The sequence below is a fragment of the Pseudoxanthomonas helianthi genome (assembly GCF_017939625.1).
GTDB lineage: Bacteria > Pseudomonadota > Gammaproteobacteria > Xanthomonadales > Xanthomonadaceae > Pseudoxanthomonas_A > Pseudoxanthomonas_A helianthi.
In genome coordinates, this window is record NZ_JAGKTC010000004.1 from 244,719 (window position 1) to 265,937 (window position 21,219).

Annotated in this window: 25 protein-coding genes; 16 read left to right on the forward strand and 9 right to left on the reverse strand. The window is 67.8% G+C overall.

The annotated features are described in order from the left end of the window. Positions 1–46 precede the first annotated feature (46 nt). The 7 genes from J5837_RS16045 to J5837_RS16075 are packed head-to-tail and all read left to right on the forward strand — an operon-like array spanning position 47 to position 3,698. The gene (locus J5837_RS16045; protein ID WP_210537814.1) at positions 47–931 is read left to right on the forward strand and encodes an SPFH domain-containing protein; all 885 of its coding nucleotides are present in this window, start codon (positions 47–49) and stop codon (positions 929–931) included. A gap of 12 nt (positions 932–943) precedes the next feature. Beyond that, a complete protein-coding gene (locus J5837_RS16050) occupies positions 944–1,129 on the forward strand; it encodes a type II toxin-antitoxin system antitoxin (RefSeq protein WP_210537816.1) in 186 nt (61 codons plus the stop codon). Then, complete coding sequence (locus tag J5837_RS16055) at positions 1,126–1,305, forward strand: DUF4177 domain-containing protein (RefSeq protein ID WP_210537818.1); 180 nt, start codon at positions 1,126–1,128, stop codon at positions 1,303–1,305. Before J5837_RS16050 ends, J5837_RS16055 begins: the two co-directional genes overlap by 4 nt. Before the next feature lie 2 nt (positions 1,306–1,307). Then, positions 1,308–2,108 (forward strand): CPBP family intramembrane glutamic endopeptidase, encoded by an 801-nt coding sequence (locus tag J5837_RS16060; RefSeq protein WP_210537820.1) that lies wholly within the window; start codon positions 1,308–1,310, stop codon positions 2,106–2,108. Further along, a complete protein-coding gene (locus tag J5837_RS16065) occupies positions 2,105–2,656 on the forward strand; it encodes a PH domain-containing protein (protein WP_210537822.1) in 552 nt (183 codons plus the stop codon). The genes J5837_RS16060 and J5837_RS16065 overlap by 4 nt, the downstream gene beginning before the upstream one ends. Positions 2,657–2,672: 16 nt before the next feature. Beyond that, positions 2,673–2,867: a hypothetical protein gene (locus J5837_RS16070; RefSeq protein ID WP_210537824.1), complete on the forward strand. Its 195-nt coding sequence runs from the start codon at positions 2,673–2,675 to the stop codon at positions 2,865–2,867. A 36-nt stretch (positions 2,868–2,903) separates the two neighbouring features. Next, positions 2,904–3,698 carry a M15 family metallopeptidase gene (locus tag J5837_RS16075; RefSeq protein ID WP_210537826.1) on the forward strand — a complete coding sequence of 265 codons (795 nt, stop codon included), beginning with the start codon at positions 2,904–2,906 and terminating at the stop codon, positions 3,696–3,698. A gap of 180 nt (positions 3,699–3,878) precedes the next feature. On the opposite strand, the gene J5837_RS16080 is transcribed toward J5837_RS16075, so the two are convergent. The 5 genes from J5837_RS16080 to J5837_RS16100 form a co-directional block, all read right to left on the reverse strand. Beyond that, positions 3,879–4,559, reverse strand: coding sequence for a DNA-3-methyladenine glycosylase family protein (locus tag J5837_RS16080; protein ID WP_210537828.1), 681 nt, complete (start codon positions 4,557–4,559; stop codon positions 3,879–3,881). Between the two features lie 136 nt (positions 4,560–4,695). Next, positions 4,696–5,070, reverse strand: a complete 375-nt coding sequence (locus J5837_RS16085) for a DUF423 domain-containing protein (RefSeq protein ID WP_210537830.1) — start codon at positions 5,068–5,070, stop codon at positions 4,696–4,698. 98 nt (positions 5,071–5,168) lie between these two features. Further along, the gene (locus tag J5837_RS16090) at positions 5,169–6,260 is read right to left on the reverse strand and encodes an SRPBCC family protein (protein ID WP_210537832.1); all 1,092 of its coding nucleotides are present in this window, start codon (positions 6,258–6,260) and stop codon (positions 5,169–5,171) included. Between the two features lie 198 nt (positions 6,261–6,458). Beyond that, positions 6,459–7,100, reverse strand: coding sequence for a response regulator (locus J5837_RS16095; RefSeq protein ID WP_210537834.1), 642 nt, complete (start codon positions 7,098–7,100; stop codon positions 6,459–6,461). Beyond that, entirely contained in the window at positions 7,097–8,341 is a 1,245-nt protein-coding gene (locus tag J5837_RS16100; protein ID WP_210537836.1) for a sensor histidine kinase, read from the reverse strand. The genes J5837_RS16095 and J5837_RS16100 overlap by 4 nt, the downstream gene beginning before the upstream one ends. 148 nt (positions 8,342–8,489) lie before the next feature. Between J5837_RS16100 and J5837_RS16105 the strand changes: the two genes are divergently transcribed. From J5837_RS16105 to J5837_RS16140, 8 genes are all read left to right on the forward strand, one after another. Continuing rightward, positions 8,490–9,086, forward strand: coding sequence for a GNAT family N-acetyltransferase (locus J5837_RS16105; RefSeq protein ID WP_210537838.1), 597 nt, complete (start codon positions 8,490–8,492; stop codon positions 9,084–9,086). Then, positions 9,083–9,850: a septum site-determining protein MinC gene (gene minC / locus J5837_RS16110; protein ID WP_210537840.1), complete on the forward strand. Its 768-nt coding sequence runs from the start codon at positions 9,083–9,085 to the stop codon at positions 9,848–9,850. Before J5837_RS16105 ends, minC begins: the two co-directional genes overlap by 4 nt. 39 nt (positions 9,851–9,889) lie before the next feature. Continuing rightward, positions 9,890–10,699, forward strand: coding sequence for a septum site-determining protein MinD (gene minD, locus J5837_RS16115; protein WP_210537841.1), 810 nt, complete (start codon positions 9,890–9,892; stop codon positions 10,697–10,699). A 2-nt stretch (positions 10,700–10,701) separates the two neighbouring features. Continuing rightward, complete coding sequence (gene minE / locus J5837_RS16120; protein WP_210537843.1) at positions 10,702–10,956, forward strand: cell division topological specificity factor MinE; 255 nt, start codon at positions 10,702–10,704, stop codon at positions 10,954–10,956. Between the two features lie 43 nt (positions 10,957–10,999). Next, positions 11,000–11,485 (forward strand): hypothetical protein, encoded by a 486-nt coding sequence (locus J5837_RS16125; RefSeq protein ID WP_210537845.1) that lies wholly within the window; start codon positions 11,000–11,002, stop codon positions 11,483–11,485. 93 nt (positions 11,486–11,578) lie between these two features. Then, complete coding sequence (locus J5837_RS16130; protein WP_210537846.1) at positions 11,579–13,540, forward strand: M2 family metallopeptidase; 1,962 nt, start codon at positions 11,579–11,581, stop codon at positions 13,538–13,540. Positions 13,541–13,651: 111 nt separating this feature from the next. Further along, positions 13,652–14,725 carry an aromatic ring-hydroxylating oxygenase subunit alpha gene (locus J5837_RS16135; RefSeq protein ID WP_210537848.1) on the forward strand — a complete coding sequence of 358 codons (1,074 nt, stop codon included), beginning with the start codon at positions 13,652–13,654 and terminating at the stop codon, positions 14,723–14,725. Between the two features lie 56 nt (positions 14,726–14,781). Continuing rightward, the gene (locus tag J5837_RS16140; RefSeq protein WP_244756068.1) at positions 14,782–16,032 is read left to right on the forward strand and encodes an amino acid permease; all 1,251 of its coding nucleotides are present in this window, start codon (positions 14,782–14,784) and stop codon (positions 16,030–16,032) included. Positions 16,033–16,141: 109 nt separating this feature from the next. Here the strand turns inward: J5837_RS16140 and J5837_RS16145 are convergent, their stop codons facing one another. From J5837_RS16145 to J5837_RS16160, 4 genes are read right to left on the reverse strand one after another with little or no spacing between them, the layout of a single operon-like run. Continuing rightward, on the reverse strand, positions 16,142–17,410 hold the full coding sequence (locus J5837_RS16145; RefSeq protein ID WP_210537852.1) for a multidrug effflux MFS transporter: 1,269 nt from the start codon (positions 17,408–17,410) through the stop codon (positions 16,142–16,144). A gap of 49 nt (positions 17,411–17,459) precedes the next feature. Further along, positions 17,460–18,311, reverse strand: a complete 852-nt coding sequence (locus tag J5837_RS16150) for a hypothetical protein (RefSeq protein WP_210537854.1) — start codon at positions 18,309–18,311, stop codon at positions 17,460–17,462. 30 nt (positions 18,312–18,341) lie between these two features. Further along, the gene (locus J5837_RS16155) at positions 18,342–19,073 is read right to left on the reverse strand and encodes a hypothetical protein (RefSeq protein ID WP_210537856.1); all 732 of its coding nucleotides are present in this window, start codon (positions 19,071–19,073) and stop codon (positions 18,342–18,344) included. Between the two features lie 5 nt (positions 19,074–19,078). After that, positions 19,079–19,591, reverse strand: a complete 513-nt coding sequence (locus J5837_RS16160) for an RNA polymerase sigma factor (RefSeq protein WP_210537857.1) — start codon at positions 19,589–19,591, stop codon at positions 19,079–19,081. Positions 19,592–19,719: 128 nt separating this feature from the next. Here J5837_RS16160 and J5837_RS16165 point away from each other — a divergent pair, with 128 nt between their 5' ends. Beyond that, positions 19,720–20,994, forward strand: a complete 1,275-nt coding sequence (locus J5837_RS16165) for a S8 family serine peptidase (protein ID WP_244756070.1) — start codon at positions 19,720–19,722, stop codon at positions 20,992–20,994. Positions 20,995–21,219 lie beyond the last annotated feature (225 nt).

A 21,219-nucleotide genomic window follows, 5' to 3' on the forward strand; every position in this document is an offset into this window, starting at 1 on the left:
GATATCAATTTGATATCTACTTTTGCCGAACCCGGAGGAACCACCCATGAAAGAGAACCCCATCCGCTCGCTGCCCGGCATCCCCTTCCTGCTCGGCGTACTGGTCGTTGGCCTGCTGGCCGGCTGGCTGGTCGTCACCGGCATCGGGCCCGACCTCAAGGGCGTCGGTCCGGCATCGCCGGCCAGGCTCCTCGCAGGCATCGTCGTCGGCATCGTCGCCTTCCTCAGCCTGATCGGCCTGTACACCGTGCAACCCAACCAGGCCGCGGTGCTGAGCCTGTTCGGCAAGTACATCGGCACGGTCAAGGACAACGGCCTGCGCTGGAACAACCCCTTCTACGCCAAGCGCAAGGTCAGCCAGCGCGTGCGCAACTTCGAATCCGGCAAGCTCAAGGTCAACGAACTGGACGGCAGCCCGATCGAGATCGCCGCGGTGATCGTGTGGCAGGTGGTGGACAGCGCCGAGGCGGTGTTCAACGTCGACGACTACGAAAGCTTCGTCCACATCCAGTCCGAATCCGCGCTGCGCACGATGGCCACCAGCTATCCGTACGACCAGCACGAGGAGGGCCAGGTCGCCCTGCGCAGCCACGCCACCGAGATTTCCCAGCACCTGAAGGACGAACTGGCCGAACGCCTCGCCGATGCCGGCGTGCAGGTGCTCGACGCGCGCATCAGCCACCTCGCCTATGCGCCGGAAATCGCCCAGGCCATGCTGCAGCGCCAGCAGGCCAACGCGATCATCGCCGCGCGCACCCGCATCGTCGCCGGCGCGGTCGGCATGGTCGAAATGGCCCTGGCCGAACTGCAGAAGAACGGCGTGGTGCAGCTCGACGAGGAGCGCAAGGCGGCGATGGTCAGCAACTTGCTGGTGGTGTTGTGCGGCGAACGCGCGACCCAGCCGATCGTCAACGCCGGCACGTTGTACTGAGCGGCCGGCATCGTGGCAGAGAAGAAAGCCTATCCGCTGCGCATCAACGCCGAGGTCCTCGCCGCGGCGCAGCGCTGGGCCGACGACGAGTTGCGCAGCCTCAACGCGCAGATCGAGTACGCGCTGCGCGACGCGCTGCGCAAGGCGGGACGGCTGCCGAACAACAAGCCGGACAACGAAGAAGGAGAGGAACCATGAGCAAGCGCTGGACCTACCAGGTGATCGAAGTGAAGCTGCAGATGTTCGGCAAACCCATCACCGAACGCGCGCAGGAAGAACTGAACCGTGTCGGCCAACTCGGCTGGGAACTGGTGTCGGCCGTCCAGTCCGAGGCCATGGATTCGATCCGCCTGTTCCTGAAAAAGGAAGCATGAGGATGCAGTCCGCCGCCCTGCCCTCGCCGTGGAAACCCGACCTGAAGGTCGCGGCGGTTTTCGCCGTCGTTGCCGGCTTGGCCACGGCTGCGCTGATTCCATACCTGATGCAGATGATGCCGGACAGGTTCGCGCGCATCCCGGTGCCGCTGTGGGTGCTGGTGGTCGCGCAGGCGATCCAGGCTTGCATCGTACTGGGCGGCCTGTCCCTGCTCGGCCTGCGCATGGGCCACCGCGTCGGCCTGGGCGCGCCCCTGCTGCAGCACTGGATCAATCGCCAGCCGCTGGAGAAATCCGGCCTGAAGCCGTTGAATTCCGCCCTGCTCGGCGCGCTCGCCGCCGTGCTGGTGATCGGCGCATCGATGGCGATCGATCCGTTCCTGCCGCCCATGCAGCATCCGCCGGCCGAAGTGGGGGGCGCGCAATCGGCGTTCAACGGATTCCTCGCTTCTTTTTATGGCGGCATTGCCGAAGAACTGCAGTTGCGCCTGTTCCTGATGACCTTGCTGGTGTGGATTGCCGCAAAGGTCAAGGGCGCGCAGCCGCGCGACGCCACCTATTGGAATGCCATCATCGCCGCTGCCCTCCTGTTCGGCGCCGGCCACCTCCCCGCCGCAAATCACGTGTGGGGGCTCGACGCGATGGTCGTGATACGCACCGTGCTGCTCAACGCGCTGGCCGGCGTGGCCTTCGGCTGGCTGTACTGGAAACGCGGCCTGGAAATGGCCATCGTCGGCCACTTCGCCGCCGATATCGTGCTGCACGTGCTCGGACCGCTGCTCTCGCACGGAGCCTCGCCGTGAGGGACCGTGACGCCACGCAGGACTTCCCGCTGCAGCCGTTGCATGCGGCCTCCTGGGCCATCCTAGTCGCCATCGTCGCGGCCGTCGTCATTGGCGTGCTGTTCGTGCCACGGCACCAGGCCACGCCGATGCCGCCCTGGTTGCCGCTGCTGCTCGTGCTGGCGGTGGGGATCCCCCTGCTCGCACTGCGTCGCCGTCGCATCCGCGTCGACGGACGCGAACTTTGCGTGGCCGCGACCTTCTATACCCGGCGCACCCCGATCGATGCGCTCGACCTGGACCACGCGCGTGTCGTGGATCTGGCCGAACGCACCGAGTTGAAGCCGACGCTGAAGACCAACGGCTTCAACCTGCCCTTTTTCCAGGCAGGCCACTATCGCCTGCGCAACCGCAACAAGGCGTTCTGCCTGCTGACCGGCCGCGAACGCGTGCTGGTCCTGCCGCAACGCGACGGGCGATTCATCCTGCTCAGCCCCGAGAAACCCCAGGCGCTGCTCGATGCCCTGCGCGCATCCGGCCCATTCCCGCAAAGTCGTCCGTTCCGGTGAAGCTTAAGGAGACCCCATGTCCGCTTCAGGTTCGCGAGCCTACTGCCGCGTATCGGCATTGATCTTCAGCGTGGTCGCGCTGCTGCAGGTGTATCGCGCGTCGCTCGGTTTGCCGCTCGCCGTCGGGCAATTCGAAATACCCGTTGCGGCTTCGTGGTTCGCCGCAGTGGTAGCTGGCGCAATGGCGATCTGGGGCTGGCGGCAGCGCTGACTGGCGGGGCCGCAGATGCACCGCTAAGCTGCGCCGATGCGCGGCCAGCCCTTGGATCTCCTGAATACGCCCGACATCGAACTGTGGCCGGCGCGCCTGTTGCGCGCGCGAGGCAACGCCGACGCACGGGTGCTGGCGCGCGCGCAATACCTGTTGCGCCGCAAGCGCGACGGTCGTTACCTCGCTGCCACGGTGCCGGAAGGCATCGTTCCGTTGCTGCCGCGCTGGACGCAAGACATCGATGCCGACGCCGCGCTGGACGCGCTGGCGTTGCGCACCGATCGCCGGTTCGACATCGACGCCCTGGGTTGCCTGCCGCTGAATCGCCTGCGCGAACGCCTGCATGCGCTGGGGCTGGACGAAAGTTATGGCGAACGCGTCGGCCTGGACCTGGTGCCGGAACCCGCCGCCCTCGCCTTCGCCGGCTTCGACCGCTACCGCCGGCCACTGTGGCTGACCGCCGCCGCCGCGCGCGCGTGGGAGGCGATGCGCCGCGCCGCCGCGGACGACGACGTGGTGCTGGAAGCGATCTCCGGATACCGCAGCCACGACTACCAACTCGGCATCTTCGAACGCAAGCTCGCGCGCGGACAGACGGTCGAACAGATCCTGACCGTCAACGCAGCACCGGGTTACAGCGAACACCACGGCGGCGACGCGCTCGACATCGGCACGCCAGGCGAACCGCCGGCCGAAGAGTCGTTCGAACGCACCGCAGCCTTCGCGTGGCTGCGCGACCGTGCCGGCGAATTCGGCTTCGTCATGAGCTATCCGCGCGACAACCCGCATGGCATCGTGTACGAGCCGTGGCATTGGCGCCACATCGCTTGATCGTTCGTCGTGGGAGCGACGTCAGTCGCGAATTCGAAGCCCTGTTTCATCGGAATCGACGAAGGCATGGGAAGCAGCGCAGTACTGTTTTCAGCTGTCCGGCGACGCCTGGCAGACCATCGCTTCGTTGATCGCGACTGACGTCGCTCCCACATCGGGTGATACATCAGGACGTAGCAATCAATCCTGCGAACGATTGGTCTTCGACGCAGTGACGTCCTCGCCCTCGCCGTCGGCGATGCGCCACAGGTACAGCCCTGCGTAAGTGCGGTACGGTCCCCATTTCTCGCCACGTGCCTGCAACTGCTTCGGCGTCGGCATCTCGTCCAGCTTGTCCACCACCTGCGCGCCCTTGCGCACGCCCAGGTCGTCGATCGGGAGGACGTCGGGCCGGCCGAGGCGGAACATCAGCATCATTTCCACGGTCCAGCGTCCGATGCCGCGGATCGGCACCAGCGCGGCCACGATCTCGTCGTGGTGCATCGTCGCCATCTGCCGCAACGAGGGTATTTCGCCGCGCGATTCGCGCAGCGCAAGATCGCGCAGGGCCAGGGTCTTGTTGCCCGACACCCCGCAGGCGCGCAGCGCATCGTCGTCGATGCGCCCCAATGTGTCGTGGTGCAGGCGCCGGCTGCCGATCGCTGCCTCGACCCGCCCGACGATGGTCGATGCGGCCTTGCCGCTGAGCTGCTGGAACAGGATCGCCCGCGCCAGCGCATCGACCGGATCGAACGGCTTGCGCCAGCCTGCCTCCGGCGCGAGGTAGCCGATGCGCTTCATCCACGCGCCTAGCTTGCGGTCGCGTTTGCTCAGGTGATCGAAAGCGGCTTCGGTGTCGAAGCCCCGGGCATGTCTTGGCATGCGCGCATCGTAGCGCGATGCGGCCCTATCCTGTTTGCGTAAACGCTTTCGTGGGAGCGGCCTCGGCCGCGAATGCTCTTCAGCGGCCATCGAATTGCGCAAAAGCATTCGCGGCCAAGGCCGCTCCCACGAGAGCCTAGCGACGCAGCGCGTCGAACGCCCACAGCAGCCAGCCCAGCATCAACGCGATGCCGCCCAGCGGCGCCGGCTTCGTGGTGAAACCCCACCATGCATTCGCCGCAAGACTGCCCGAAAACAACAGCGTGCCCAGCAGCAACAGGCCGAGGCCGGTGCGGGCCAGGGTGCGATTGGCGCGCGGCCCAAGGCAGGCCAGGGCGAGGCCATGGCCGAAGGCGTACAACGCGGCGTTCTGCAGGTTGCCCTGCAGATGCGCGTCGGCGACGCCGTGCGCGGCATAGGCCGACAACGCGATCGCGGCCGCGGCGAGCACGCCACCGATGAAGGCGAACAACGAAGGCTTGCTGCGCTGGCGCGAAAGCGGATCGAACATGGCGGAGCCTCGGGTGATTTGGCGTCCTGCCGGGATTTCGTTGGGCCCGAAACGCGACGCGCCGCAGATGCGGCGCGTCGGGTTCCAGGCGACCGGGCTTACTTGACGGCCCAGTAGATGTCGTACTTGCTGTCCATCGAAGTGAACGGCGCGTCGGTGCCGCTGTTCCAGGTTTCGTACGGACGGTCGGTGACTTCGTAGCCGTAGGTCGTCGCCCAGGCGCGCAGCGCGTCGCGGGCGGCGTTCAGGCCGGACATGTAACCGGTGAAGTTGCCGGTCGCGGCGCGATGCGGCTTGGTGTTGACTACCTTGACCGGTGCGCCGCCGCTGATCGTCGCGGTCAGCGTGCCCGGCTCGACGCCGGCCTTGCTGACGGGCTGGGCCACGTCGAAGGCGTACTTGTCGGCGCCCATGTCGGTGGTGATGATGCGGACCGGACCCGCGGCGGTGAGGCCGTTGGCTTCCATCACGCGCTTGATCCATTCCTGGTTCGACTTGATCGAAGCCTTGATCGCGTCGTTGTTCAGGTCGATGTTGCCGGCGTTGACCACCAGCAGGTCTTCGGCGGGCACGTCGACGACCTTCAGGCCGACCAGCTTGCTGCCCTCCTCGCGGTAATCGGAGTTCGGCACGGTCGCCAGCAGGTTGGTCAGCTTGCCGAGGCTGGTCTTCATCGCGTCGCCGACCTGGCGGCTGACGTACATGCCGGCGTAGCGGCCGACCAGGTTCCACCACTGGTACTTCACGTCGTAGATCTGGGTGATCTTGACGTTGCGGTTGTTCTTGCCGGTCGGCTCCAGCTTGAAGGTCGTGGTCTTCTCGCTACCGAGCTTCTTGTCGACGATCGAAAAGACCACCTGGCCGCCCGCGCCCTGCGCGGGACGCTCGCTGCCGGTGATTTCCCAATGGCCCTTGCCGAATTCGGGAGTGTCGAAATCGACGCGCGCGCCGACGCCTTCGTGGTTCTCGCCGCCGCCCGAGTACTTCACGCTCGGCGACTTCGCCGGCAGCAACTGGTTCCAGTCCTTCATCCGGCGCACGTTGTTGAGCGTGTCGTAGACGATGGTCATCTTGCGGTTGGTTTCGACGCTTTCCGACAGGCGACGCTCGGACGGAAGCACGAATCCGACAATCAAGAACAGCGCCAGAACCAGTCCCAACGCGATCAGGAACTCAAGCAAACGGGTCATTCAGGAATCTCCAGGGGCCGGCGCCGGCCGGGACGTGACAAAGCAGGCCCGCATCCTAGCAGGCCGCGCCGCCGAGGTCAGCCTCCCGGGCGGGCGAAGAAGGACGGCGAAGCAGACCAATCGCGACCCTTGCGGCCACTGGTACGCCGGGATGCTGCGCCGCGCCAGAGATCGTCCGGAAGCGACGCGCGTCGCCGGTTACACCAACTGCAATTCGAACGCTTTCAGCACGGCCCGCGTACGGTCGCGTACGCCCAGCTTGCTGAGGATGTTCGACACGTGGTTCTTGATCGTGCCCTCGGCCACGCCCAGCGAATTGGCGATTTCCTTGTTGGAAAAGCCGCTGGCCATCAGGCGCAGGATCTCGGTTTCCCGGTCGGTCAGCGGGTCCGGCCGGTCCAGGCTGACGAAGTCGTTGCGCATGTGTTCCAGGCCCGAGAGCAGGCGCTGGGTAACTGCCGGCTGTACCAGCGAGCCGCCTTCGGCCACGGTGCGGATCGCGCCGACCAGCTGCTCCAGCGACACGTCCTTGAGCAGGTAGCCCTTGGCCCCCGCCTTCAACCCGGCCAGCACCAGCTGGTCGTCGTCGAAGGTGGTCAGGATGATGCTGGGCGGCAGCTGCCCGGCGCGGGCCAGCGCCTGCAGCGCCTCGAGGCCGGACATCACCGGCATGCGCATGTCCATCAGCACCACGTCGGGCCGGACCTGCGGGATCAGTTCGACCGCCTGCTGGCCGTCGCCGGCCTCGGCCACCACCTCGATGCCGTCGTCGAGGGCCAGCAGCGAACGGATGCCCTGGCGCACCAGGGTCTGGTCGTCGACCAGGCAGACTCGGATCATGCGGCACCTCGGGTAGTGGATTCTTCTGGGTCGGTCGGAGCAGCGGCGGCGTGCAGTTCGCCGTCGTGCCAGGGCTCAAGGACGCCCAGCGGCATGCGCAGGCGCAACTGGAAGCCGCGCCCGGCGCCCGGATCGATGGAGACGTCGCCGCCATGCAGGCGCAGGCGCTCGCGCAGGCCGCGCAAACCGTTGCCGGCGACCACCTGCTCGGCGCCGCGCCCGTCGTCGCGGGCCTCGATCACCACCTGCCCGTCCTCGCGGCGGCAGTCGATCCACAGGCGGCTGGCGCCTGCGTGGCGCACGGCATTGGTGATGATTTCCTGCGTGCAGCGCAGCAGGACATGCGCGCGTTCGGGGTCGTCCAGGGCCAGGCCCGGTTCGATGTTCATGCGGATGTCCAGCGAAGGCACGCCTTCGGCCAGCGGCAGCAGGGCCGAGGCCAGGTCGATGGTGTCCTCGCCGCGCAGCTGGCTGACCGCCTCGCGCACGTCGGTCAGCAACAGCTTGGCCAGGGTGTGGGCCTGGCGGACGTGTTCCTGGGCGCGGCCTTCGGTGACGTGGCCGGCGACCTCCAGGTTCAGGCTCAGCGCGGTCAGGTGGTGGCCGAGCAGGTCGTGCAGTTCGCGGGCGATGCGGGTGCGCTCGTTGACCCGGGTGCTTTCGGCCAGCAGGGCGCGGGTCGCGCGCAATTCGGCGTTGAGCCGGCGCTGCTCCTCGCGCGCGGCCGCCTGTTCGCGGGCCACGTAGGCGGTGACCAGCACGAAGGCGGCGAAGCCGACGTAGAACAGCGCCTGGAATACCGCCTCCCAGAAACTGAAGATGCCCAGCGCCATGAACGACGGCACCAGGAACACGTGCGCCAGCACCAGCCACGCGGCCGCGTAGCGCAGGGTCAGCAGCCAGGGCAGCACGCCGGCCACGATCAGCATCAGCAGCGCGCCCAGGCCGGTCTTGGTGAACAGGCCGACCGCCACCGCCGACGCGGTCAGCAGCACCAGCAGCGGCACGTCCCACAGCGAGGCCCGCGCCCGCGACGAGGCCAGCGAGCGCGTCGCCAGCCAGTAGCTGGCGCCGAACAGCAGGTAGGCGGTGATCGCCATCGGCACGTTGATGCCCTGCTCGTCCACCCCGCTGGACGGCGGCAGGAACCAGGCGTTGCCGACGATGGGAATGCCGACCAGCGCCCAGGTGTAGAGGCCGGCGGCGCGCAGCAGGCGGGTATGGCTGAGACGGGACCACATGCCCCCATCTTAGGCGCAACCCGCTGCGGCCACGCCGGACGGAAGTCATGGCGCGAGTGAATTTCCGGTCAGGCCGGCGCCGGGCAACCATGCGATAATCCGCCGCGGCCGCACACGGCCATGCAAGCCCCCATTGGAGTTCCCGGTAATGTCGATCGTCATCCGCGACGTGCGCGAGCACGAGCTGGATTCGGTACTGGCCCTCAACAACAACGCCGGCCTGGCGATCCTGCCGCTGGATGCGCAGCGCCTGCGCCGCTTCCACGAACAGGCCGACTACTTCCGCGTCGCCGAACGCGACGGCAACCTCGCCGGCTTCCTGGTCGGCTTCGGTTCGGACAACGACCACGACAGCAGCAACTTCGCGTGGTTCCGCCAGCGCTATCCGCAGTTCTTCTACATCGACCGCATCGTCGTCGCCAGCCGCCGCCGCGGCGGCGGCGTCGGCCGCGCGTTCTACGCCGACGTGCAGAGCTTCGCCGAGCTGCGCTACCCGCAGCTGGCCTGCGAAGTGTTCATCGACCACGGCGCCGACCCGGCGCTGCTGTTCCATGGCAGCTTCGGCTTCCGCGAAGTCGGCCAGCACGCGATGGAAGGCCTCGGCGTGCGCGCCAGCATGCTGATGAAGGAGCTGTGCAGTTATCCGTGGGTGCGCGACACCTACGGCGACGCCCTGCCCGATCTGCCGTGGACGCGCGCGCGCCGCAAGTCCGTGGCCACCGAGCAGAGGCCGACCGGCACATGAGCGCGACTTCCGCAGCCACCGGCTACGAACAGGCCGGCGAACTGAAAATCGGCCAGGTCGGCATCGCCAACCTGCGCATCCGCACCCTCGACGTGGCCCAGCTGGTGCAGGAAATGCACGAGCGGGTGCAGCGCGCGCCGAAGCTGTTCGGCCGCGCCGCGGTGATCGTCGACTTCGGCGGCCTGAGCCAGCTGCCCGACGCGGCTACCGCGCGTTCGCTGCTCGACGGCCTGCGCGACGCCGGCGTGCTGCCGGTGGCGCTGGCCTACGGCACCAGCGAAACCGAAAGACTTTCCGAACAGCTCGGCCTGCCGCTGCTGGCCAAGTTCCGCGCGCAGTACGAGCGCGTCGGCGAGCCGGCACCGGCCGCCGCGCCCGCGCCCGTCGCCGAAGCACCGAAGGCCGCCGCGCCGAAGCCGCCGGCCGCCAGCAGCCAGCCCGGCCTGGTGCAGAAGCCGCCGGTGCGTTCCGGCCAGCAGCTGTACGCCGAAAACCGCGACCTGACCGTGCTGAGCTCGGTCGGCGCAGGCGCCGAGGTCATCGCCGACGGCTCCATCCACATCTACGGCCCGTTGCGCGGCCGCGCCCTCGCCGGCGCGCAAGGCAACACCGACGCCCGGATCTTCTGCCGCGAATTCCGCGCCGAACTGGTCGCCGTCGCCGGCCACTACATGGTGCTGGACGAAGTGCCGAAGGAACTGCACGGCAAGCCGGTGCAGGTGTGGCTGGAGAAGGACCAGCTGAAGATCGCGGCGCAGGAATAACCCCGAACAAAACAGACGCATCACCGAAGGAGAACCGCATTGACTGAAATCATCGTCGTCACGTCCGGCAAGGGCGGCGTGGGCAAGACCACCACCAGCGCCAGCATCGCCTGCGGCCTGGCCCGCCGCGGCAAGAAGGTCGCGGTCATCGACTTCGACGTCGGCCTGCGCAACCTCGACCTGATCATGGGTTGCGAGCGCCGCGTGGTCTACGACTTCGTCAACGTGACCCAGGGCGAAGCCACGCTGAAGCAGGCCCTGATCAAGGACAAGCGCTTCGACACCCTGTACATCCTCGCCGCCTCGCAGACGCGCGACAAGGACGCGCTGACCAAGGAAGGCGTGGAGAAGGTGCTCAAGGACCTGGCTGCCGACGATTTCGACTACGTGGTCTGCGACTCGCCGGCCGGCATCGAGAAGGGCGCCTACCTGGCGATGTACTTCGCAGACCAGGCGGTGGTCGTGGTCAATCCGGAAGTGTCGTCGGTGCGCGACTCCGACCGCATCCTCGGCCTGCTCGACTCCAAGACCCGACGCGCCGAGAACGGCGAGAACCTCAAGGCCAACCTGCTGCTGACCCGCTACAACCCGGCGCGCGTCGAGGGCGGCGAAATGCTCAGCATCAAAGACGTCGAGGAAGTGCTGGGCCTGAAGACCATCGGCGTGATCCCGGAATCCGGCGACGTGCTCAACGCGTCGAACAAGGGCGAACCGGTGATCCTCGACTTGGAATCCCCGGCCGGCCAGGCCTACGACGACACCGTGGCGCGGTTGCTCGGCGAAGACCGGGCGATGCGCTTCACCACCGCGGAGAAGAAAGGCTTCTTCAGCAAGTTGTTCGGAGGTTGAACATGGGCCTGTTCGATTTCCTGAAGGCGAAGAAGAACACCGCCGAAACCGCGAAGAGCCGCCTGCAGATCATCATCGCGCAGGAACGCACCTCGCGCGGCGCGCCCGACTACCTGCCGTTGCTGCGCCGCGAACTGCTGGAAGTGATCAAGAAGTACGTCAACGTCGACGCCGACGCGGTCAAGGTCGACCTGATGAAGGACGGCGACCACGACGTGCTCGACATCTCGGTCGCGCTGCCGGAAGGTCCGGCCTGATGCTTCCGCGGGAGCGGGCCCGCCCGCTCCCGCGATTCCACGCATGAACGCGCAAGTCGCCGCCGTCGAGCCCGAAGTCCTGCGCCTGCGCGATCTGGACTTCGCCGCCGTGGCCGCGTTGCTCGCCCGCCACGGGCTGGAACTGCACCGCGTCGAGGACGATGCGCCGATACCCGGCAGTTTCTGGGGCGAACCCGAAGCCGGCGTCATCGCCCACCGCGTGTACGCGCGCGGCGACACGCCGATCCATTCGCTGCTGCACGAAGCGGGCCACTTGATCGTGCTGCCGCCGGAGAAGCGCGCCGCGGTGCACACCGACGCGACCGATTCGGTAATCGAGGAAGACGCCACCTGCTGCCTGCAGATCATCCTCGCCGACGAACTGCCCGGCGTCGGCCGCGAGCGGCTGATGGCGGACATGGATGCGTGGGGTTACACGTTCCGCCTCGGCTCCACGCAGGCATGGTTCGAACGCGACGCCGAGGACGCGAAGGCCTGGCTGCTCGAACGGAACCTGCCCGCCGCCTGAGGCGATGAGCCGTTTCGCATTGCAACAACCCTTGCGGCAGCCCGTCGCGCGCACTAGCCTGCCGTTTCCGCATCCGTCGCACGAGGCTCGCCCGTGAAGTCACGCCACCTGTTGCTCGCCCTTGCCGTTGCCGCCGGCCTCGTCGCGCTGTCCGCCTGCAAGAAGGAACAGCCGGCCGAAAGCGCGGGCGTACCGGCGCCACCGAAGGGCGAGAGCGCCGACGAATTCATCGCCCGGGTCAACGACGAATACCGCGACCTGTACGCCGAACTCAGCTCGGCGCAGTGGTTGTCGCAGACCTACATCAACGGCGACACCGAACTGGTCGGCGCCAAGGCCAACGAGCGTTTCTTGACCCGGCTCAATGGCTGGATAGCCCAGTCCGCGCGCTTCGAAGGCAAGCCGATGAAGCCGGAAACCGCGCGCGCCATCAAGCTGCTGAAGCTGATGAGCGACAAGCCCGCGCCGAAGGACCCGAAGAAACTGGCCGAACTGACCGAGATCGCCGTGCGCATGGACGGCATGTACGGTGCCGGCAAGTACTGTACCGGCGAAGGCGAAGCGAAACAGTGCCGCGACATCGGCCAGCTGTCCAAGGTGCTGGCCAGCAGCCGCGACTACGACCAACAGCTCGACGCCTGGCAGGGTTGGCACACGATCTCGGTGCCGATGCGCAACGATTACCAGCGCTTCGTCGAACTGGTCAACGAAGGATCGCGCGACATGGGCTTCGCCGACGCGGGCGAAGTGTGGCGCAGCGGCTACGACATGAGCCCGGCCGAGATCGCCACCGAAACCGACCGCCTGTGGGGCCAGGTCAAGCCGCTGTACGAGCAATTGCATTGCTACACCCGCACGCAACTGGAAAAACAGTACGGTGCGCGCGGCCAGGTCGACGGCGGCATGCTGCCCGCGCACCTGCTGGGCAACCTGTGGCAGCAGGACTGGGGCAACCTGTGGGACCTGCTGCAACCCTATCCCGATGCCGGCAGCCTCGACATCACCGAGGCGCTGCAGGCGCAATACCAGGCGGATTTGCAGAAGGAACTCGCCAAGGCCGGCCCCAGTGCCGACATCGGCAAGAAGTACGAAGCCGAACGCGCGGCCGACCTGGACGTGGCCAGGCAGATGACCGAGCGCGCCCAGGACTTCTACACATCGCTTGGCATGCCGAAACTGCCGCAGGGCTACTGGGAAAAAACCCAGTTCATCCAGCCGCGGGACCGCGACGTGGTCTGCCACGCCAGCGCCTGGGACATGAACATGGCCGGCGACGTGCGCACCAAGATGTGCATCCAGCCGAACGAGGAAGACTTCACCACGATCTACCACGAGCTGGGCCACGTCTATTACTACCTGGCCTACAACAAGCTGCCGCCGCTGTTCCAGAGCGGCGCCAACGACGGCTTCCACGAAGCCATCGGCGACACCATCGTGCTGGCCATGACCCCGCAGTACCTGCATTCGGTGGGCCTGGTCGGCGAACAGCAGCAAAGCAACGAGGCGCTGATCAACGCGCAGATGCGCATGGCCCTGGCCAAGGTGTCGTTCCTGCCGTTCGGCCTGATGATCGACCGCTGGCGCTGGGGCGTGTTCGACGGCTCGATCAAGCCGGACCACTACAACCAGGCCTGGTGGCAGTTGAAGGCGAAGTACCAGGGCGTCGCGCCCGCCACGCCGCGTGGCGAGGAATTCTTCGATCCGGGCGCGAAGTACCACGTGCCCGGCAACACGCCGTACACGCGCTATTTCCTCTCGCACATCCTGCAGTTCCAGTTCTACAAGGGCCTGTGCAACGCCGCCGGACAGAAGGGTCCGCTGTACGACTGCACCTTCTACGGCAACAAGGCCGCCGGACAGAAGTTCTGGGCGATGCTGGAGAAAGGCTCCAGCCAGCCGTGGCAGCCGACGCTGAAGGAATTGACCGGCAGCGACAAGCTCGATGCCACGCCGCTGCTGGAATACTTCGCCCCGCTGCAGGCGTGGCTGAAGAAAGAGAACGAAGGCAAGCAGTGCGGCTGGCAGGTGCCTGCCGGAACGGGCAAACAGGGATGATTGGCGAAGGCCGGCGCAAGCCGGCTTTCGTTTTGATGTGCCCCGGCGACTTCGGGATCCGCCCCTGATCGCCGATTTCCCCTACCGCATCTTCAGGACGATACTTCCGCCATGAACGCCCAGCCCGACTTCGCCCCGCAGCCTCCCGAAACCGCCACTGCCCTGCCCGCGCGCTACTACGTCGATACGGCGATGGCGGCAATCGACCGGCGTGCGATCTTCGACCGTGCCTGGCAACTGATCGCCCATGTCTCCCAACTGCGCGAACCCGGCGACCACGCCATCGCCGACCTCGCGGGCTTGCCGGTGATCGCGGTGCGCGGCGCCGACGGCGACATCCGCGTCTTCCACAATGTCTGCCGGCATCGCGCCGGCCCGCTGGCGCAATGCGACGGACTGGCGGCGAAGGCGTTGCGCTGTCGCTACCACGGCTGGACCTACACCCTGGAAGGCCAGCTGCGCTCCGCGCCGGAAATGAAGGACGCGCGGGATTTCGACGTCGCCGGGATCCGCCTGCCGCAATTGGCGGTGATGGTCTGGCAGGGGCTGGTGTTCGCCGCCGTCGACGAAACGCACGCACCGGCCTTCGAAGCATTCGTCGAAGGCATCGATGCGCGCCTCGGCGCCGAGCGCGGGCTGGAGCGCTACGGCAACCACCATCGGGTGAGCTACGACATCGCCTGCAACTGGAAGGTCTACGTCGACAACTACCTCGAGGGCTATCACGTTCCGCACGTGCATCCGGGCCTGAACCGGCTGCTCGACTACCGCAGCTACCGCACCGAGCTGATGCATTGGCATTCGCTGCAATGGAGTCCCCTGGAAAGCGACGATTCGCTGTACGGCAACGGCGACGCGCTGTATTACTGGCTGTGGCCGAACACGATGCTCAACATCCTGCCCGGCCGCCTGCAGACCAACCGCGTGGTGCCGCTGGGCGTGGACCGCTGCCGGGTGATCTTCGACAGCTACTACGACCTCGCCGGCGACGATGCGAAGCGCGAAGCCGACCTCGCCTTCAGCGATGAAGTGCAGCACGAAGACCTGGGCATCTGCGAGGACGTGCAGCGCGGCTTCGCTTCCGGCAGCTACGTGCCGGGTCGGCTGAACCCGCTGCGGGAGACCGGCGTGCACCACTTCCACGAGCTGCTGCGCGCGGCCTACCGCGCCGACGCTGGCGCATGAGTGCCCCCCTCCCAGCCTCCCCGCGCGGGCGGGGGGAGGAGAAAAAGACACTGGGCTTGTGGGCGGCGATCGCGCTGGTCGTCGGCAACATGATCGGCAGCGGTGTGTTCCTGTTGCCGGCGTCGTTGGCGCCATACGGCGGGGTGAGCCTGGTCGGCTGGGCGATCACCCTCGCCGGCGCGCTGGCGCTGGCCTTGACCTTCGCCCGGCTGGCGATGCGCTGGCCGCAGACCGGCGGGCCGTACGTGTTCGCACGCAATGCCTTCGGCGAAGTGCCGGGGTTCCTGATCGCGTGGAGCTACTGGGTGTCGATCTGGTGCGCCAACGCGGCCATCGCGGTGGCCTTCGCCGGCAGCATCGGCGCGCTGTTCCCGCAGGCGACGGCGACGCCGCTGCGCGGCGCGGCCTGCGCGCTGGGCGCGCTGTGGCTGTGCGTCGGGGTCAATGTGCTCGGCGTGCGCGAGGCCGGGCGCGTGCAGCTGCTGCTGACCGTGCTGAAGTTCGTGCCCTTGCTGTTGTTCGCGGGCATCGCGCTGTGGTTCGTGCAGCCGCAGCACTTCGTCGCACCGTTCAATCCCAGCGGCGAGTCCCTGCCGCATGCGATCAACGCGACCGCCGCGCTGACCCTGTGGGCGCTGCTCGGGCTGGAGGCCGCCACGGTTCCCGCCGGCGCCATCGAAAACGCCGAACGTACCGTGCCGCGCGCGACCGTGGTCGGCACCCTGCTGGCGGGCGTGGTCACGGTGCTCGCGGTCAGCGCGGTGCTCGGCTTGTTGCCTGCGTCGCAACTGAAGGATTCGACCGCACCGATGGCCGATGCGGCGCGCGCGCTATGGGGCCCATGGGCCGGCCTCGGCATCGCCGCGGTCGCGGCGGTTTCCTGCCTCGGCGCGCTGAATGGCTGGGTGCTGTTGTCCGGGCAGGTGCCGTTTGCCGCCGCCCGCGACGGCGTGCTGCCGTCGCCACTGGCCAAACTGGACGGCAACGGCACGCCGGCAGTCGGCGTGCTGGCCAGCGGCGTGCTTGCCTCGCTGCTGGTCGCGGCGAATTACAGCCGCTCGCTGGCGCAGTTGTTCACCTTCTCGATCCTGCTGTCCACTGCCGCCACCCTGTTGCCCTATCTCGCCGGCACCGCCGCATGGTTGCTGCGCGGCGAACGTCGTGGTCGGCTGCTTGCCTTGGCCGGCCTGCTTTACAGCGCCTACGCGCTGTTCGGCATCGGCCACGAATCGCTGCTGTGGGGCATCGCGCTGCTGCTCGCCGGCCTGCCGGTATACGCCTGGATGCGTTACGGCAGAAACCGATAATCGTAGGGTGGGCCCTGGCCCACCGTCACGACGCCTCGCAATGGCCGGCCAAGGCCCGCCCTACGGTTCAATTGTTCCCGGCCTACCGGTGTACGCGTGATGCGCTACGTCAGAGTTCGTCGGTAGGCTCCAGCGCCGCGGGCGCGACCGGACAACGCAACCTTCGCGCATGCACGCGCATTTCCCAACGCCACAACAGCCACGCCAGCAGGCTGAGCGCTCCGGCCGCGAGCGCGAGGCGGAACAAGTCGTCGCTGAGCCATGGCGACAGCAAACCCGCGACCGCCGCGTTCAACAGCAGGCTGATGAAGGCCTGCATCGAAGATGCCGCACCACGCGACTGCGGGAACATGTCGAGGATCGCCAGGGTCAGGATCGGAAACACCAGGGCGATGCCGAACGAGTTCAACGCCACGGGCAGCACGGTCGGCAACACCGTGGGCGAATCCGTCCAGGCGTGGTAGGCGAGGTTCGCCAGCACCGCCAGTCCGCAGCAGGCGAAACCGATTCGGACCTGGGCCATGCCGCCGACCCTGCCGGCCATGCGTCCGGATGCGAACGCGCCGATCATCATCCCGCCGATCATCGGCACGAAGAACCAGGCGAAACCGTTCTGCCCCAGCTTCAGATGTTCGATCACCAGCGCCGGCGCCGAGGCGATGTACAGGAACAGCGCGGCGAAATTGAAGCTGCCCGCGAAAGCCAGGCGTACGAAGCGCGCGTCGCCCAGCATCGCCGCATAGCCGCCGAGCATCGGCGCGATGCGCAGCGGTTGCCGCGCGGCCGGCGCATGGGTTTCCGGCAACCGCCACAGCACCGCGGCGATCATCGCCAGCGCGAACAACGCCAGGAACCAGAAGATCGCCGGCCAGCGCGCCCAGCCCAGCAGCCACGCGCCGATGATCGGCGCGACCGCCGGCGCCACGCCGAAGATCATCGATACTTGGCTCATCAGCCGCTGCGCATCGTCCCCGTGCAGCACGTCGCGGACCACCGCGCGGCCGACGATCAGGCCGACGCCCGCGGACAGTCCCTGCAGCACGCGGAACGCCAGCAGCGTCGGCAGGCTGTTGGCCAATGCGCAACCCACCGAGGCGATGCCGAACACCGCGAGCCCGGCCAGGATCACCCGACGCCGGCCCAGCGCGTCCGATAGCGGGCCATGCACCACGCTCATCAGCGCGTAGGCCAGCAGGTAGGCGCTGATGGTCTGCTGCATCGCCAGCTTGTCGGCGCCGAACTGCGCGCCGAGTTGCGGGAACGCCGGGAAGATCGTGTCGATCGAGAACGGCCCGAGCATCGCCAGCGCACCCAGCACCGGGGCGAGTTTGCGGGTCAGCGCCGAAGACTTCGACGTCGCGGCTGCGGATTCGTTCATTGGCTGTATTCGACGGAAAGCCGACTCGTCAGGCGAGGCCTGCGGGCGCTCAATGCGCGGGTTTCGCCGCCACGGGCTTGGCCGGCTGCGGCGATGCGACCGGCGCGGAAGCCGGCACATGCGCCGCGGGCGTCGCGGGCGTCACGCGCGCCGGAACCGCGGGAAGCGACTGCAGCCGCCCGACTTCCTCCACCGCGATCGCCTCGGCGCGCTTCTGTTCGGGCCAGTACAGGAACACGAAATCGCCGATGGTGCCCAGCAGGCGCGCCGCGCCCGGCTGCGCCTCGTGGGTGTGCGCCAGGGTGATGCTCACCGCATGGCCCCCGCCGTTGCGGATCGCTTCCGCCTTGCGCTGTACGTAGCCCACCGTCAGCCACAGCGTGGCCCAGATCACGCCGAGCAGCACGCCGGTCGGGAACGAAAAACCCGACCAGCCGAACACGCGCTGGAGGAAATTGGGGGTCTTCTCCCGGTACGGGAACGGCAGCAGCAGGCGCCCCCACCAGCGATCGCGCATCCGTCCGTAATAGCCCGGCCCCTTGTCGCGCGCGTATTCGTGGAAATTCAGCACCAGCATCAGCAGCATCGCCAGCGCGACGATCAGCAGGTAGGCCGGATCCCTCAGGCCCACGGTGATGTAGTCGCTCGGATCCATGTAGTCCATCACCGGGATGCCGAAGCTGGCGAAGAACCAGTAACTGGCCCACAGGCCCAGCGCGGAAACGCCCAGGTAGAACAGGGTCAGCGCGTGCGCCGGTTCGTGGCGCAGCACGCCCAGCAGCCAGTCCGCCCAGGAAAAAGGCGGCGGCGTGGCCGGTGCAGGTGCGGATGCGGCGGCAGGTTCAACGGATGCGTCCGCCGCGGGCAGCGGCAAGGTGGCGGCTTCGGTTTCGGTGGTCATGCGGGCATGGTAACCGAGCCCGCAAGCGGGTCAGCGCCAACCGGCGTCGCGGGCGGCGCGTTCGGCGCGGGCATCGAGCATCTGCTGCTGGCGGGCATCGACTTCGGCCAGCACCGACGCCGGCAAGGCGCTCGCCGCCTGGCGAAGCTCGCCTTGCTGCCTTTCGGCCTCGCCCAGCGCGACCACGTTCCAGCGACCGTTGCCTCGGCAGGCCAGGCCGCCCAGGGGCTGCGTGCCCTGCGCGGTGAAAGTGCGGCAATAGCGACCTTCACTGTCGCGGAAACTCAGGCCGACCGCGAGCGCGTCGCCGGGACGCGCGTCGGCGGCGAGTCTGCCATCGAGTGTCTTCGCCAGTTCGCTGCCTGCGACCAGCGCGCCATCCTGCATGCGCACCGGTCCCTGCGCCGGCGCATGCAGGAATTGCGCGCCGAACACCGTGCCCAGCAACACCGAAGCCGCCAACGCGCCCCACTCGGGCCAGCGCCACTCGCGCACGCGCCGGATCGTGCCGCGTGGACGGAGCGGCACGATGTTGTCGGCGGGCTTTTGCTCCTGTGCCATGCCCAGCGTCGCCAGCAGGCGCTGCGGCGGCGCTTCCTCGGCGACCGGCGCGAACGCCGCGCGCAGGCGCTCGCGCAGCGCGCGTTCGCGTTGCGCGCGATCGGCCAGCGCCGGATCGGCGGCGACCACGCGCGCGACTTCCGCGGCTTCGGTCTCGCCGAGCTCGCCGTCCAGCCACGCCAGCAATCGTTCTTCGCTCACGCCCGTCATTCGCCTTCTCCCAACATCTGTTGCAACGCCGTCCGCGCCCGCGCCAGCCGGCTGGTCAGCGTACCGATCGGCACTTCCAGCGCGGCGGCGGCTTCCTTGTAGGCAAGTCCTTCCACCAGCACCAGCATCACCGCTTCGCGTTGTTCTTCCGGCAGGCGCGCCATCGCCGCTTCGACCGACATCGCCTGATCGCGACGGTCGAACGGCGATTCGCCAACGTGCTCGCCGAGTTCCTCGGGCGCCAGCACCTGGCCGCGCCGCCGGCGCGCCCGCACCTCGTCCAGCCATGCATTGCGGACGATGCCGAACACCCACGCTTCCAAACCATGGCCATCTCCGTCGGATTCCTCGCGAAACTGACCGGCACGCGCCAGCGCGCGCTCGAGTGCGATCTGCACCACGTCGTCGGCGTCGTGCGCGTTGCCGGCCAGGCCGCGCGCGAAGCGGCGCAACCGCGGCAGCAGTTCGCACAGGCGCTCTCGCATCGCGGGTTCTGTCGCTCGATTCATCTGGCTATACGTTCGAGGATGCCGGTTTCTTCCATCGGCCGGGAAATTCTTCCGCGTTCATACCGGACTCAGGCGCGAGGCGCGCACCGCGCTTAAGCTGCGCGCGACTTCACCCGCCCATGTTACGCATGCGCCACCTGTTCCGCCCACTGCTGGCCATCGCCTGCGCCTGCCTGACGGCGATGCCCGCCCACGCGCAGCAGACGTTGGCGCAGCTGGGCCGCAACCTGCCGTCGACCGTCGACCGCGCCTTGCAGGTGCCGGCGCAGGCCCTGCAAGGCGTGCGCGAAACCATCGACCCGGTCACCGGCGAGGTACTGGAACCGCTGCTCGACCGCGCCCGCGAAAGCCGCCGGCTGTTGCGCCGTTTCCCCGATCGGCTCGATACCGATCCCTTGGGCGAACTGGTGATGAAGCGGCAACTGATCGCACTGGCGCCCTCGCCCGACGCATTGGCGCGCATCGTCGGCGCGGGTTTCGTGGTCGCGGAAAGGCGCCCGCCGGACGATCTGGGACTGGAACTCGTGGTGTTGCGCGCACCGGCCGCGCTCGACACGCGCGCCGCGCTGGCCCTGCTGCGGCGGCTGGATCCGACCGGCAGTTACGAGTTCGATCACGTCTACCAGCGCAGCGGCGGCGGAATGCAATCGGGAAGCGCCGTTGCCGCGACCGCGCCGACCGACGCACGCGAAGTGCGCGTGGGCCTGATCGACGGCGGCGTCGATGCCGCGCACCCGGCGCTGGCGAAAACCGACGTGCATGCCTGGGGCTGCAACGGCAAGCGCGTGCCCGACGCGCATGGCACGGCGGTCGCTTCGCTGTTGATGGGCGGCGCGAACGCGCAGGCCGGCGGCGTCCTGTATGCGGCCGATATCTGGTGCGGCCAGCCGGTGGGCGGTGCGACCAGCGTGCTGGTCGAAGCGCTGGCGTGGATGGCCCGCGAGAAAGTGCCGGTGATCAACATCAGCCTGGTCGGGCCGGACAACGCGATACTGCGTCGCGCGACGGAGGCATTGAACCAGCGCGGCTTCGTGTTGATCGCCGCCGTCGGCAACGACGGCCCCGCCGCACCGCCGCTGTACCCGGCCGCGTATCCGGGCGTGATCGGGGTGACCGCCGTCGATCGGCGCGGCCGCGTGTTGCCGGAAGCCGCGCATGGACGGCAGGTGGATTTCGCCGCGCTCGGCAGCGGCCTGCGCGCGGCGCGTCCACACGATAGCTGGGCGACGGTGCGCGGCACTTCGTTCGCCGCACCGTTGGTCGCGCACCGTGCCGCATTGCAGGTCGACGCGCCGCGCGCCGGCAATGCCGAAACCGTGCTGCAGGCGCTTGCGCGCAGCGCACGCAAGACCGGCGGCAGCGTACGCGACGACACCTACGGGTTCGGCATCCTCGAGAACTGAGCTTTACCGGGCCCAACTCCGTGGGAGCGAGCTTGCTCGCGAATGCTTCGCTTCGTTTTTCGTAGAGTCGAGCATGCTCGACTGCTTTTTGCCTAACGATGCCGCAACGAAGAGCAGTCGAGCAAGCTCGACTCTACGAAAGCACGGCAACCTCAAAATCCGATGAGGGAAGGCTGGTTCTCTCAATACGACTCTTGCGGGACCCGGACCCGCATTCCCGAAAAC

Excerpts from the sequence above, each read along its gene's own strand:
- J5837_RS16095 (WP_210537834.1), bottom strand. The coding sequence starts at position 7,100 with ATGATCCGAGTCTGCCTGGTCGACGACCAGACCCTGGTGCGCCAGGGC.
- J5837_RS16135 (WP_210537848.1), top strand. The coding sequence starts at position 13,652 with ATGAACGCCCAGCCCGACTTCGCCCCGCAGCCTCCCGAAACCGCCACT.
- J5837_RS16075 (WP_210537826.1), top strand. The coding sequence starts at position 2,904 with ATGCGCGGCCAGCCCTTGGATCTCCTGAATACGCCCGACATCGAACTG.
- J5837_RS16080 (WP_210537828.1), bottom strand. The coding sequence starts at position 4,559 with ATGCCAAGACATGCCCGGGGCTTCGACACCGAAGCCGCTTTCGATCAC.
- minC (WP_210537840.1), top strand. The coding sequence starts at position 9,083 with ATGAGCGCGACTTCCGCAGCCACCGGCTACGAACAGGCCGGCGAACTG.
- J5837_RS16045 (WP_210537814.1), top strand. The coding sequence starts at position 47 with ATGAAAGAGAACCCCATCCGCTCGCTGCCCGGCATCCCCTTCCTGCTC.
- J5837_RS16105 (WP_210537838.1), top strand. The coding sequence starts at position 8,490 with ATGTCGATCGTCATCCGCGACGTGCGCGAGCACGAGCTGGATTCGGTA.
- J5837_RS16090 (WP_210537832.1), bottom strand. The coding sequence starts at position 6,260 with ATGACCCGTTTGCTTGAGTTCCTGATCGCGTTGGGACTGGTTCTGGCG.
- minE (WP_210537843.1), top strand. The coding sequence starts at position 10,702 with ATGGGCCTGTTCGATTTCCTGAAGGCGAAGAAGAACACCGCCGAAACC.
- J5837_RS16055 (WP_210537818.1), top strand. The coding sequence starts at position 1,126 with ATGAGCAAGCGCTGGACCTACCAGGTGATCGAAGTGAAGCTGCAGATG.
- J5837_RS16150 (WP_210537854.1), bottom strand. The coding sequence starts at position 18,311 with ATGACCACCGAAACCGAAGCCGCCACCTTGCCGCTGCCCGCGGCGGAC.
- J5837_RS16165 (WP_244756070.1), top strand. The coding sequence starts at position 19,720 with ATGCGCCACCTGTTCCGCCCACTGCTGGCCATCGCCTGCGCCTGCCTG.
- J5837_RS16060 (WP_210537820.1), top strand. The coding sequence starts at position 1,308 with ATGCAGTCCGCCGCCCTGCCCTCGCCGTGGAAACCCGACCTGAAGGTC.
- J5837_RS16100 (WP_210537836.1), bottom strand. The coding sequence starts at position 8,341 with ATGTGGTCCCGTCTCAGCCATACCCGCCTGCTGCGCGCCGCCGGCCTC.
- J5837_RS16125 (WP_210537845.1), top strand. The coding sequence starts at position 11,000 with ATGAACGCGCAAGTCGCCGCCGTCGAGCCCGAAGTCCTGCGCCTGCGC.
- J5837_RS16085 (WP_210537830.1), bottom strand. The coding sequence starts at position 5,070 with ATGTTCGATCCGCTTTCGCGCCAGCGCAGCAAGCCTTCGTTGTTCGCC.
- J5837_RS16145 (WP_210537852.1), bottom strand. The coding sequence starts at position 17,410 with ATGAACGAATCCGCAGCCGCGACGTCGAAGTCTTCGGCGCTGACCCGC.
- J5837_RS16160 (WP_210537857.1), bottom strand. The coding sequence starts at position 19,591 with ATGAATCGAGCGACAGAACCCGCGATGCGAGAGCGCCTGTGCGAACTG.
- J5837_RS16070 (WP_210537824.1), top strand. The coding sequence starts at position 2,673 with ATGTCCGCTTCAGGTTCGCGAGCCTACTGCCGCGTATCGGCATTGATC.